Origin of the sequence: Flavobacterium sp. (assembly GCF_035299005.1) — a bacterium.
In the GTDB taxonomy this organism is placed as follows: Bacteria; Bacteroidota; Bacteroidia; order Flavobacteriales; family Flavobacteriaceae; genus Flavobacterium.
Map to the genome: position 1 here is coordinate 167,200 of NZ_DATGXL010000004.1, position 13,175 is coordinate 180,374.

General features: G+C 32.3%; 12 protein-coding genes, 1 tRNA gene and 1 pseudogene. All 14 read left to right on the forward strand.

What is annotated here, in order from left to right; genetic code table 11:
- Positions 1-3: 3 nt before the first annotated feature.
- Positions 4-1,137 (forward strand): 3,4-dihydroxy-2-butanone-4-phosphate synthase, encoded by a 1,134-nt coding sequence (ribB, locus tag VK164_RS02150; protein ID WP_324207793.1) that lies wholly within the window; start codon positions 4-6, stop codon positions 1,135-1,137.
- Between the two features lie 146 nt (positions 1,138-1,283).
- A tRNA-Ser gene (locus VK164_RS02155) sits at positions 1,284-1,368 on the forward strand.
- 288 nt (positions 1,369-1,656) lie between these two features.
- Positions 1,657-2,904, forward strand: coding sequence for a site-specific integrase (locus VK164_RS02160; protein ID WP_264369086.1), 1,248 nt, complete (start codon positions 1,657-1,659; stop codon positions 2,902-2,904).
- A gap of 60 nt (positions 2,905-2,964) precedes the next feature.
- On the forward strand, positions 2,965-3,342 hold the full coding sequence (locus VK164_RS02165) for a hypothetical protein (protein WP_264369087.1): 378 nt from the start codon (positions 2,965-2,967) through the stop codon (positions 3,340-3,342).
- 188 nt (positions 3,343-3,530) lie between these two features.
- A complete protein-coding gene (locus tag VK164_RS02170; protein ID WP_264369088.1) occupies positions 3,531-4,403 on the forward strand; it encodes a DUF3347 domain-containing protein in 873 nt (290 codons plus the stop codon).
- Between the two features lie 6 nt (positions 4,404-4,409).
- A complete protein-coding gene (locus VK164_RS02175; protein ID WP_231836794.1) occupies positions 4,410-4,874 on the forward strand; it encodes a TlpA family protein disulfide reductase in 465 nt (154 codons plus the stop codon).
- A gap of 2 nt (positions 4,875-4,876) precedes the next feature.
- The gene (locus tag VK164_RS02180) at positions 4,877-5,374 is read left to right on the forward strand and encodes a heavy-metal-associated domain-containing protein (RefSeq protein ID WP_264369089.1); all 498 of its coding nucleotides are present in this window, start codon (positions 4,877-4,879) and stop codon (positions 5,372-5,374) included.
- The gene (locus VK164_RS02185; RefSeq protein ID WP_231836796.1) at positions 5,374-6,189 is read left to right on the forward strand and encodes a hypothetical protein; all 816 of its coding nucleotides are present in this window, start codon (positions 5,374-5,376) and stop codon (positions 6,187-6,189) included. Before VK164_RS02180 ends, VK164_RS02185 begins: the two co-directional genes overlap by 1 nt.
- Position 6,190: 1 nt before the next feature.
- Positions 6,191-6,847 carry a class I SAM-dependent methyltransferase gene (locus tag VK164_RS02190; protein ID WP_231836797.1) on the forward strand — a complete coding sequence of 219 codons (657 nt, stop codon included), beginning with the start codon at positions 6,191-6,193 and terminating at the stop codon, positions 6,845-6,847.
- 35 nt (positions 6,848-6,882) lie between these two features.
- Positions 6,883-7,353, forward strand: a complete 471-nt coding sequence (locus tag VK164_RS02195; RefSeq protein WP_264369090.1) for a hypothetical protein — start codon at positions 6,883-6,885, stop codon at positions 7,351-7,353.
- A 35-nt stretch (positions 7,354-7,388) separates the two neighbouring features.
- Entirely contained in the window at positions 7,389-8,138 is a 750-nt protein-coding gene (locus tag VK164_RS02200; protein ID WP_231836799.1) for a DUF3347 domain-containing protein, read from the forward strand.
- Between the two features lies 1 nt (position 8,139).
- Positions 8,140-8,613 (forward strand): heme-binding domain-containing protein, encoded by a 474-nt coding sequence (locus VK164_RS02205; RefSeq protein ID WP_026726774.1) that lies wholly within the window; start codon positions 8,140-8,142, stop codon positions 8,611-8,613.
- Between the two features lie 92 nt (positions 8,614-8,705).
- Positions 8,706-11,933: pseudogene (locus VK164_RS02210) on the forward strand (efflux RND transporter permease subunit).
- Positions 11,920-13,173: a TolC family protein gene (locus VK164_RS02215; protein WP_026704796.1), complete on the forward strand. Its 1,254-nt coding sequence runs from the start codon at positions 11,920-11,922 to the stop codon at positions 13,171-13,173. Before VK164_RS02210 ends, VK164_RS02215 begins: the two are co-directional and overlap by 14 nt.
- Positions 13,174-13,175: the final 2 nt, after the last annotated feature.

Consider the following 13,175-nt stretch of genomic DNA (forward strand, 5'->3'; position numbering starts at 1 on the left):
CCCATGTCACAAACTATACAACTAAATACTATTGAAGAAGCTATTGAAGATATCCGACAAGGAAAGATCATTATAGTAGTGGACGATGAAGATAGAGAAAATGAAGGTGATTTTTTAGCCGCTGCTGAAAAAGTAACCCCTGAGATGATTAATTTCATGGCAACGCACGGAAGAGGGCTTATATGTGCTCCTTTGACAGAATCGCGTTGTAAGGAATTAGATTTACATGCCATGGTTCGCAATAATACTGATCATATGGAAACTGCCTTTACAGTTTCGGTTGATTTAAAAGGAAACGGTGTGAGTACAGGTATATCTGCTTCAGACAGAGCCAAAACAATTCAAGCGCTTATAGATCCAGACACCAAACCTTATGATTTGGCTAGGCCAGGACATATTTTTCCATTAATTGCAAAACAAGGTGGTGTTTTAAGAAGAACAGGGCATACAGAAGCTGCCATTGATTTTGCACGATTAGCAGGTTTTAAATCAGCAGGAGTAATTGTTGAAATTATGAACGAGGATGGAACTATGGCACGCTTACCTCAATTATTTGAAGTGGCAAAGAAGTTTGATTTAAAATTGGTTTCAATTGAAGATTTGGTGGCATATAGAATGCAACATGATAGTTTAATTCAAAAGAAAGAAGATTTTGATATCCAAACACGTTTTGGAACATTTCGTTTGAGAGCTTATTTACAAACGACCAATAAGCAAGTTCATATTGCATTAACTAAAGGCACGTGGAGTAGTGGAGAATCTATTTTAACACGTATTAATTCGACGCAAGTAAATAATGATATTTTAGGTACTTTGACAAATAATCTTGATAAAAAGTTGGATGATATGTTTCGCAAGATAAATGAAGCTGATAAAGGAGCTATCATTTTTATTAATCAAGAAGTACAATCTATTGAGTTATTAGACCGATTGACTGAATTAAAAGTAATTCAAGAATCGGGCGAGCTAAAAGCACCTCAAATAAAAATGGATGCCAAAGATTTTGGTATTGGAGCTCAAATTTTGCATGATATTGATATTTCAAAAATCAAATTACTTTCTAATAGTACAGAGCAAACAAAGCGTGTTGGAATGATTGGATATGGTTTAGAAATTACTGAATATGTAAATTATTAATTTTTTTTAATTCTATAATTATTTCGTAATGAAAGAGTTAAAAAAAAAGTGAATTTTTTTATATTTTTTATTCTTAAAAGGTTTGCAAAAATAAAAAAACGTTCTATATTTGCACTCGCAATACGGAAATGATTGCACGACTTATTGGAGAAATGGCAGAGTGGTCGAATGCGGCAGTCTTGAAAACTGTTGACTGTAACAGGTCCGGGGGTTCGAATCCCTCTTTCTCCGCGGAATAGCTTATCAAAAGTTATCAAAACCTCGAAAATCTTAGGAATTTCGAGGTTTTTTGTTTTTACTACCTTTCAAAATATTCATTCTTTTTCAAAAATCAAGAGACCCCATCGAGACCCTAATAAAAACCTGATTTTTGGGTCTCGCTAAATTGAAATTTTAGTTGCAGCGATTTTCAACCAATCCACTATTGGTAAACTGTTCAATAACCTTTTCAATTTTCAAACATCTTGATTTGTGGCAAACTTTAAAGTAAATTAATTAATAACTTAAAGGTTACCAAAAATGAATTCAAAAGTCACATTGCATTTCTATGCAAAATCAACCAAAGCCAATGGTAATGGATTATTACCAATTTATGTGCGATTAACAATCGAAGGAAAACGATTTGAGTACAGTACTAAAAAATTTATTGAGCCATCGAAATGGTCAACTGAATTAAGCAAAATGAAGGGTAATTCAGAAGAAGCTCGTTCAATAAATAACTTACTTGATTTTACACGAAATCGAATAAACGAAATCCAATTCGAATTATTAAAAGATGGCGTATCATTAAACATCGATGAATTTAAAAATCGTTTACTCGGTATAAAAGAACGCGAACGTCTACTAATTCCAATTTTCACAGAACACAATCGAAAAATTAAAGAGTTGGTGGGAAGCGAGTACGCTCCAGGAACACTTGAACGTTACGAAACATCTTTAAAACATACAAAAGACTTTCTTGAATGGAAATACAAAGTTTCTGATATTAATATTGAGAAAATAGATCATGCTTTTATTACAGAGTATGAATTTTATCTTCGTACAGAAAGAAAGTGTGCTAACAATACAGCTGTAAAGTATATTAAAAACTTCCATAAGATTATAAACATTTGCTTGGCCAATGGATGGTTAACGAAGGACCCATTCGCAAATTATAAAGCAAAAGTCAAAGAAGTAGTTCGTGAATTCCTTACAGAACAAGAAATTCAAAGTTTGATGGAAAAAGAATTCGTTTCAGAACGTTTGGAGTTAGTTCGTGACATATTTGTTTTCAGCTGCTTTACTGGATTAGCATATATAGACGTGAAACAACTAACACCGGATAATATTGTTTTAGGAATTGATGGAGATAAATGGATAAACAAAAACCGCCAGAAAACGGATACTAATTCCAAAATTCCTTTATTACCAACCGCCCAATATATCATGGATAAATATTCTGATTATCCTGTTAATAAAAATAAGGGCACAATACTTCCAATATTGTCAAACCAAAAAATGAATTCTTACCTTAAGGAAATTGCAACGGTTTGCGGTATCAACAAAGAACTAACATTCCATATTGCCCGACACACCTTTGCAACGACAGTAACACTTAGTAACGGAGTTCCTATTGAAACCGTAAGTAAAATGTTAGGGCACACAAATCTGAAAACAACGCAACATTATGCTAAGATTTTAGACAAGAAAATTAGTGAGGATATGAAAATACTTAAAGATAAATTTTCAATCAATGTAAATCGACGTAGTTGCCAAAACTCTTTTTAACAATATTTTATACAAACAACAATTCATTTTTTATACATTTGTGATGTTTTAAAATTAAAAATGAAAAAATATCACATAATATTAATAGTTTTACTAGGCATGTTTTTAATGCCTAGTACGGCTATGGCTTGTGGTAACTCTAATTCAAAACATTCTTGTGAAAAAGAAGTTTCATCTACTAAAAAGGAAAAAAAGAGTTGTTGTGATAATGATAATTCAAAAGATAAAGACCATAAAGGTTGTGAAGGCAACTGTGGTCATTCAAAATGTGGATGTTCTTCAACTTGTCCTTCTGCTTCAGTAAGTTTTTTATCCGATACTATTTTTAAAAATTATACGTTTAGCTATTCTTCAATAGAGAAAGTTAAGTTTTCATACACGGCACCATCAATCTCAGATGGTTTTCATTCTATTTGGCTAATACCTAAAATAGGCTAAATTCTTTTTTTGACAGCCATTAGTGTGTCAAATTTATAGCATTTTGCTATCAGATTAATCATCAGTTTACTTTTCGTTTTTATAATTATTATTAATTATTTCAAACCGATAGACTTCTAAACTGTAATTCATTATTTTTTTATCAACTTGTCAAAGGAATTCACTTTGATTACTAATACATTATTAAAATGAAAAATTCATTTAAAAATATAATGCTAGCAACTTTTATATTGCTTAGTATTGCTGTCAATGCACAAATAAAAAATGCTAAAACCGAAACCGTTAAGATTTATGGTAATTGCGGAATGTGCGAAACCAAAATCGAAAATGCAGGAAATATCAAAAAAGTAGCTAAAGTAGATTGGGATCAAGATTCGAAGATGGCCACTTTAACTTATGATACTACTAAAACTAATCCAGACGAAATACTAAAAAGAATAGCATTAGCAGGATATGATAGTGATAAGTTTCTTGCACCAGATGATGTCTATGACAATCTTCATGGATGTTGTCAATATGACAGAGTTGCTAAAGTTCCAGTTAAAGAAGAAATCAAAGTGGAAGAAACTACTGAAATCCATAATAATCATGTAAACCACAATGAAACTTCAAAGATGGTACTTCAAGAAGTTAACCAACTTAAAGTTGTTTTTGATAACTATTTTGTGGTAAAAGATGCTATGATTTCTTCTGATGGTAACACAACTTCAATTGCTTCAAAGGAATTACTAACTGCAATAAACAATGTTAAAATGGACAAATTGGATATGGATGTTCATATGGTTTGGATGAAAGTTGTAAATCAAATTAAAAAAGATACTGAACTGATTTCAAAATCAAAAGATATTAATAAACAACGAAATCACTTTACAACATTATCAAAAGACATTTATTCATTATTAAAAGTTGCAAAGTATGAGGTTCCAGTTTATTTCCAACATTGCCCTATGTACAATGATGGTAAAGGTGCAAATTGGTTAAGTAAAGAAAATGCAGTAAAGAATCCTTACTACGGCTCAATGATGTTAACTTGTGGAAAAACGGTAGAAACTATTAAATAATCTAAAATGAGAAGAATAATTTTTGCATTTTTTTTAATTACTAATATAGCCACTGCACAGATTGATGTTGGAGATACAATACCATCAATAGCATTAAAAAGTACTAGTAATACAGAGGTAAATATTACATCTTTTAAAGGGAAATATGTATTAATTGATTTTTGGGCATCATGGTGTGGTCCTTGCAGATTAGGCAATAAAAAGTTAGTAAAACTACATAATGAAGTTAGTTCAGATAAAATAGAAATAATAGGAATATCAATCGATACAGATACTAATAAATGGCTAAAAGCTGTTGAAAAAGATAAAATTAAATTTACCCAATTGATAGACTCAAAAGGTTTTGATGCTGAAACAGCAATACAATTTGGTGTAGAGGAATTACCATCGAAATTTTTATTCAATGAAGAAGGTGTTCTAATTGCAAAAAATCCAACAGAAGAAGAAATATTGAAATTAATAAAAGAGTAAAAATGAAAAAAATAAATATAGGTTATGTTTTGGTTGCATCAATGGTTTTGATGTTTTCAATGAAAAGTAATGCCCAAATTTCAAAAGCTGAAATTAGAGCAACCGGACTAACATGTTCAATGTGTTCGAATGCTATAAACAAGCAACTTAAAAGCTTACCCGAAGTGGTTAATGTAGAAACCGATTTAAATACAAACACGTTCACTATAACCCTTAAAGAAGGTAATGAATTAAGCCCAAAAGTATTTAAGGAGAAAGTAGAAAAAGCAGGTTTTTTTATCGGTTCATTAGTTGTAACAGCAAAACCTGAAACCATAGCTAAAAATTCTTACATTTTGGTTAATGACAGACCAAATAACGTGACCGAAATACAATTTCAAGTAGTTGACAAGGGCTATGTTACTGAAAAGGAATATAAAAAATTATCCAAATCATATAAGAATGTCGAAACGTATGCTTCAAATAATGAAGATGATTTCCACATTAAAATTCTAAATTAATGAGAAAGATTATTTTATTTTTTGTTACAATAAGTTGTCAAAATGTTTTTAGCCAGGAATTATTTGTAATTACAGATCCTGCAAGTAATGTTCCAGCAAATTCACTTGGAGTTAATGTAATGCAGTCACTTTTTAAAGAGGAAATGAAATCAGGTTATAATTATCATTTTATGCCCGAAGTATCATATGGATTAAATAAAAATATAATGTTTCGTGCTTCTGCTTTTGTGAGTAATAGAAATAGCCAATTAGTTACTGAAGGTGGTAGTTTTTATACGAAATATCGTTTTTATTCTACAGATGATTTAAATAGTCATTTCCGATTAGCAGCTTATGGTAGATATAGTTTCAATAATGCAGATATTCACCAAGAACAGATTGAAATTTTAGGACACAATTCAGGTTTTGAAACAGGATTAATAGCTACAAAATTGATTAAAAAAGTTGCAATAAGTTCTTCAATAAGTTTTGAGAAAGCTTTAGATAACAAACCAAGTTATCCATTTCCGGATAATATTGGTGATAATGCAACTAATTATACACTTTCTTTTGGTAAATTGATGTACCCCAAAAAGTACACAAATTACAAACAAACAAACATTAATTTAATGGTTGAATTTGTTGGACAAACTATTAATGAAAATGGTAAATCTTATTTGGATGTGATGCCTGCTGTGCAATTTATTTTTAATAGCCAAGCACGTTTGGACTTTGCATATCGTCAAGAATTGGTAAGTTCAATGGTACGCTCAGCTCCAAATGGATTTTATTTCAATCTGTACTATACTTTTTTCGATTTAAAAAAACAAAAATAAAATGAGTACAACAAAATTTATTCCAGCATTGGGTTATGATTTTTTAAGTGATTACTACGATTTAGCAATCAAAATAACTATGCCTGAGAAAAAATTCAGAAACAGGTTAGTAGATTTTGTTAACCCTAAAGAGGATGAAAAAATATTAGAATTTGGGTTTGGAACAGCTCAAAACATTATTATTCTCAAACAACGATTTCCTGATAGTGATGTTCAAGGTGTTGATATTGACCCTAAAATTAAATCAATAGCTGAGTATAAATTAAATAAGGCAGGAATTCACGCACCGCTTTTTTTGTATGATGGAAATAAGTTGCCATTTGAAGATAAATCATTTGATAAGGTTTATAGTTCTCTTGTTTTTCATCAGTTAGATAGTGTCACAAAATTAAAATGCTTACTGGAAATTAATAGGATACTAAAACCAGAGGGTGAGCTAATTATTGGAGATTGGGGTAAAGCAAAAACAAAATGGATGCGGTTCTCATTTTACTTAGTTCAATTACTTGACGGTTTCAAAACCACCAATGATAATGTAAATGGTTTAATGATAAAATACATTTCAGATGCAAGATTTAAAAATGTAGAGGAAATAGACCATATCAATACATCAATTGGTACTTATTCTTATTATTTAGCCAATAAAATTAATTATTAATCAGTTTCTTAAAATTAACTCTAAAAAAATGAATAATGAATGAAATTGTAAAAAGAAATAACCAAATAATTATTGCAATATTAATTGCAATAATGCCAATAATGAATTTATTCGCACAAAACGGAAACAATTCTAATGGTCCTCATAATGGAACCATCAAAAAAGTAAAAAGTTATCATATCGAAACTTTAATTAAGGATAGCAAAGTATATTTTTTCATACTTGATGAAAAATTGAAACCATTAAGCAATACTGAAATAACAGGAACAGCTTCATTAATATTTGCTGATGGAAAATCAAAGAAAGTTGAATTAACAAGTATAGATGCAGAAGCTTTTATTGTGAACGAAATAAATGCAAATATGTATACCGATATTCAAGTAACTTTTAAGATAAGAGGAAAATCTATCTCAACAATATTTTCAAAAGATAGAAAACTAGAACGTATTCCTAAAGAAATAACGAAACATTATCACGAACAAAGCACAGAACATAGTTACAAATAAAAATTATTTAATAATAACTTCAAAATTTTAAAAAAATGAAAAAAGTAGTAATTTTAATAGCATTAGTTACAACATTAATCTCTTGTAACAAAACTACAAAGTCAGAGGGGGTTGAAAGTACATCAACTGAAAATAACATGAGTGATACTCAAAAAGATCAACTTTTCGCCTGTCCAATGCATCCTGAAGTTACGGGTAAAAAAGGGGAAGATTGTTCAAAATGTGGTATGGAATTAACAGAGCCAGTTGTACAAAAAGAACCATCTCATGACCATAGCAATGGTACACATGATCATAATGATAATTCAACAGTCGAACCAAAAGTGGTAGAAACTACACAAACTTCTTCCACTCCGTTTTCTACTAATGGGATTATTGATGATTATTTAAAAATCAAGAACGCTCTAACTAAAGATGATGCTAATGGTGCAGCTAAAGCAGGTAAAACTTTGTATAAAACGTTTAATTCCATTAATACTGCCAGTTTAAACGCGAGTCAGAAAAAGGAATACTTAGACATTGCAGATGATGCCAAAGAACACGCAGAGCATATTGGCGACAATGCAGGTAAAATTGACCATCAAAGAGAACATTTTGCCATACTAAGTAAGGACATCAATGATTTAATAAAACTTTTGGGTTCAAATAAAAAATTATATCAGGACCATTGTCCAATGTATGACGACGGTAAAGGCGCTATTTGGATCAGCGAATCCAAAGAAATCAAAAATCCATATTATGGCTCTAAGATGCTTACTTGTGGTAGTTTGAAAAAAACGTTATAAAATGAAAAGAAGATTAAAGAAAGTAGGTATAGTACTTTTTTTGGTATTGATAGCAATACAATTCTATCAGCCTGCCCTGAATCAAAATCCAGGGCAGGATTATACAAATGATTTTCTGGTCACGACCGATGCACCAACAAATATTTCAAAACTAATAAAGACATCTTGTTACGATTGCCATAGTAATAACACCCAGTATCTCTGGTATGATTACATTCAACCGGCCAGAATGTTTGTAGAAACACATATTACTGATGGGAAAAAAGAGTTAAATTTTAATGAGTTTGGCAGTTATTCAAATCGAAAGCAGCAAAGTGAGTTAGAAGCAATAAGCAAACAAATTAAATCGGGTGATATGCCTTTAAGTTCCTACACGCTATTACATCATGATGCAATACTTAATGAGGCGCAAAAACAGGAAATAATTACCTGGATTAATTCAATAAATGAAAACAACAGTTTGTCGGAAAATTAAGTGCTCTCCTATATTTTGAATATGTGATATATATCATAATGTAAAAGGACTCAATTGATTAATTTTATTTAAAAGGAAGAAAAAAGACAAAAATGGTAGAAAAACTAATTACATTCTCACTTAGAAACAGAGCAATTGTGCTACTGGTTTCGGCTTGTTTATTTGTGTGGGGAATCTATAGCGTGAAACAAAATCCTATAGATGCTATCCCTGATTTATCAGAAAATCAGGTTATTGTATTTACCGAGTGGATGGGTAGAAGCCCACAGGTAATCGAAGCGCAAGTAACTTATCCTTTGGTTTCTAATCTTCAAGGGATACCAAAAGTTAAAAATATACGGGGAGCCTCCATGTTTGGGATGAGCTTTGTCTATATCATTTTTGAAGACAATGTAGATACCTACTGGGCAAGAACCCGTGTGTTGGAACGATTAAATTATGCCCAACGTTTACTTCCACAAAATGTTGTTCCAACCTTAGGTCCTGATGGTACAGGAGTAGGCCACATTTTTTGGTATCATTTAGAAGCCAATGGAATGGACTTGGGAGAGCAAAGAGCCTTACAGGACTGGTATGTGAAATTTGCACTGCAAACAGTTCCCGGTGTAGCCGAAGTAGCTTCTTTTGGAGGTTTTGAAAAACAATACCAGCTAGTGTTAGATCCACTAAAAATGCAGTATTATAATGTCAGTATGATGGAAGTAATGAATGCTGTTAAGGCTAATAACAATGATGTAGGCGGCCGAAAGTTTGAAATGAGTAATATGTCTTATATCATTAGAGGTTTAGGCTACATAAAGAACAGTAAAGATGTCGAGGATATTTCGATTAAAAATTACAATTCTATCCCTGTGAAGGTAAAAGACATAGGTTCAGTACAAATGGGTGGAGATTTACGCCTTGGAATTTTTGACCAAAACGGAACTGGGGAAGTCGTAGGCGGTATAGTGGTAATGCGTTACGGCGAAAATGCTGATAAAGTCATCAAAGCGGTTAAAGCAAAGATGAAAGAAGTTGAAAAAGGATTGCCCGAAGGAGTGAAATTTAAAACTTCCTATGACAGAAGCGAGTTAATCGAAAAAGCTATTGAATCTGTCAAGGGAACACTTATAGAAGAAATGATAGCAGTTTCACTCGTTATCTTAATTTTTCTGTTCCATTGGAGAAGCGCCCTTATAATCTTAATTCAACTTCCTATATCCGTAGCAATTGGCTTCATATTGCTTGAAGCATTTGGTATTTCATCTAATATTATGTCATTAACCGGTATTGCACTCGCTATTGGAGTTGTTGTGGATGATGGAATTGTAATGGTTGAAAACGCCTACAGGACAATCTCAGAGAAACAAGAAGAAATGATTGATAACAAGTAAATTGGTATGATGATAGAAAAAATTAAAAATTTATTTAAAAAGGAACACGACCCTTTATCCTCTGATGAAAAACTTCAACTAATTGAAAAATCATCAAAGTTAGTAGGACCGGGTGTTTTTTACTCAACACTGATCGTAATTGCGTCTTTTCTACCGGTTTTTTTACTCACAGGTATGGAAGGAAAATTATTTAGTCCCTTGGCTTGGACAAAATCATTCATTCTAATCGTTGATGCTTTTTTAGCCATTACACTCACACCGGTGCTTATAAGCTTTTTATTAAAAGGTAAACTTCGTCCTGAGAATAAAAACCCAATCAATAAAAAACTGGAAAGTGTATACACTCCTATTTTGGTTTTTTGTTTGAAATGGAGGAAAACGGTTTTAGGAATTAATGTAGTAGCTTTACTAATCGGTTTAGTCATGTTTACTCGTTTAGGTTCCGAGTTTATGCCACCATTGGATGAAGGTTCAGTACTTTTCATGCCGGTTACCTTGCCCGATGTTTCAAACTCGGAAGTAAAAAGAATATTGCAGGTTCAAGACAAATTGATAAAATCAATTCCCGAAGTAGACCATGTATTGGGAAAAGCTGGTAGAGCCAATACTGCTACAGATAATAGCCCTATTAGCATGATTGAAACCATCATTTTATTAAAACCTCAAAGTGAATGGAGAGAAGGAAAAACAAAGAATGATATTATAACCGAAATAAATAATAAACTCCAAATTCCGGGAGTAACCAACGGCTTTACACAGCCTATCATTAATAGAATAAACATGCTATCTACTGGTATTCGAACAGATGTTGGAATTAAAGTTTATGGAGAAAGTTTAGATACCATTAATGCACTATCTCAAAAAATCAAAAAAGCACTCGAAGGTACTTCGGGTGTAAAAGATTTGTATGCGGAGCCAATAACTGGTGGAAGGTACATTGACATTGAGCCAAAGAGGGAGCTTTTGGGCAGATACGGCCTTTCAATTGACGATATTAATGCAGTTGTTGAAGCAGCTATCGGAGGAATGAAACTGACAACTACAATTGAAGGACGACAACGCTTCTCTGTAAATGCAAGATATGCACAAGAATATAGAAACAGTATTGATGCACTGAAAAAATTGCAAGTCCAAACGATGCAATATGGCCCAATTCCTTTAGAAACCATTGCAGAGGTAAAAATAAGCGATGGGCCGCCTATGATAAATAGCGAAAATGCCATGCTTCGGGGAAGTGTGCTGTTTAATGTACGTGATCGAGATTTAGGTAGTACTGTGAAAGAAGCTCAGAAAAAATTAAATTCAATGATGTCTAAAATGCCAAAAGGATATTACATTGAATGGAGTGGCCAGTGGGAAAATCAGTTGAGAGCCAATAAAACGCTAAGCATGATACTACCAATTGTGGTGATAATTATCTTCCTTATTTTATATTTTACTTACCACTCCATGAAAGAATCCCTCATTACAATGATAACAGTGCCTTTTGCTTTAATCGGTGGTGTTTTTATGGTCTATTTCTACGGAATAAATTTATCTGTTGCGGTTGCGGTTGGTTTTATTGCCCTCTTCGGAATGGCCATTGAAACAGCTATGTTAATGACGATCTATTTAAATGAATCGATGAACAAAATGGTTGAGAAATACGGAAATAGCAAAGAGGTTATCACCGAAGAAATATTGAGACAATATATTATTGATGGATCAGCCAAAAGGTTGCGACCAAAACTAATGACGGTTTCTGTTTCTTTATTTGGTCTTATTCCGATACTTTGGGCAACAGGTACAGGTGCCGATGTAATGTTACCTATCACAGTTCCTCTTATTGGTGGGACAATTACTTCTACAATTTATGTATTATTAGTAACTCCTATTGTTTTTGAAATGGTGAAACTTCACGAATTAAAAACTAAAGGCAAAATAGAACTTATAGATGTTAAAGAATAAATATTATATCGTTATAAGCTTTTTGATTTTAAGCTTTACAATTGCTAATGCACAGATTGTTTCACTGGATAATATCTTGAGCACAATCAAAACCGATAATCCGCAGCTAAAAATGTATGATGCCGATATCCAAAGTATGGATGCTGCTGCAAAAGGGGCTAAAAGCTGGATGGCACCTCAAGTAGAAACCGGTTTTTTTATGACGCCCTACAATACCAAAATGTGGAAAGCAGATGATATGAGTCCTGGCATGGGCAGTTATATGATTGGAGTCTCACAAATGATTCCCAATTCAAAAAAACAAAATGCCGAATACAAGTATATGAACGCAATGTCATCTGTTGAAAAAGAAAACAAAAATTACACTTTAAATCAGCTTTATGCTATAGCCAAGACAAATTATTATCAATGGCTTGTACTAAACAAAAAAGTCAAAGTGGCCAATGATAACTTACTACTCTTAAAATACATGATAAAAAGCATGGAAATAAGATACCAGTACAATATGGATAAACTCCCCACTTATTATAAAGCAAAATCTCAATATAATGAGTTAGAAAGTATGATTATAATGCTTCAGAATGATATTTCACAAAAAAGAATTATGCTCAACACTCTAATGTCAAGAGATAAAAATATGGTGTTTGAAATTGAAGAAGCATTCGAACTAAAGGAATACAATTCACAACTATTGGACACCTCATCAATTTCCAAAAACAGAAGTGATATAAATGCCATCAAAAGAACCATGGAAGTAAACCAACTGAAAATTGATGCAGAAAAATCAAAATTTCTACCCGAATTTGGAGTTAAATATGACCACATGTTTGCTTTTGGACAACAGCCACAGCAATTCTCACTAATGGGCATGATGACTATCCCCATGCCTTGGTCAACAAAAATGAACAAAGCCAATATCAGTAGCTTTCAAATTAAAAATGAAAGTCTCAATTGGCAAAAACAAATGATTTTAAATGAAACAGTTGGAATGATTTCGGGCATGAATACAGAGCTTTCTAACCTCAATAAACAATACAATATCTCCGAAAAAAGCATCATCCCTTCATTGCGCAAAAATTATGATACCGCCGTTTTGGCTTGGCAAAATAACACTGGTGATTTGTTCATTGTCTTAGACGCATGGGAAGCTTTGAACATGGCCCAAATGGACGCTCTCGACAAATTGCAGTCCATACTAAACACTCAGGTCGAAATCGAAAAACAACTCGAAATTAAGTAACT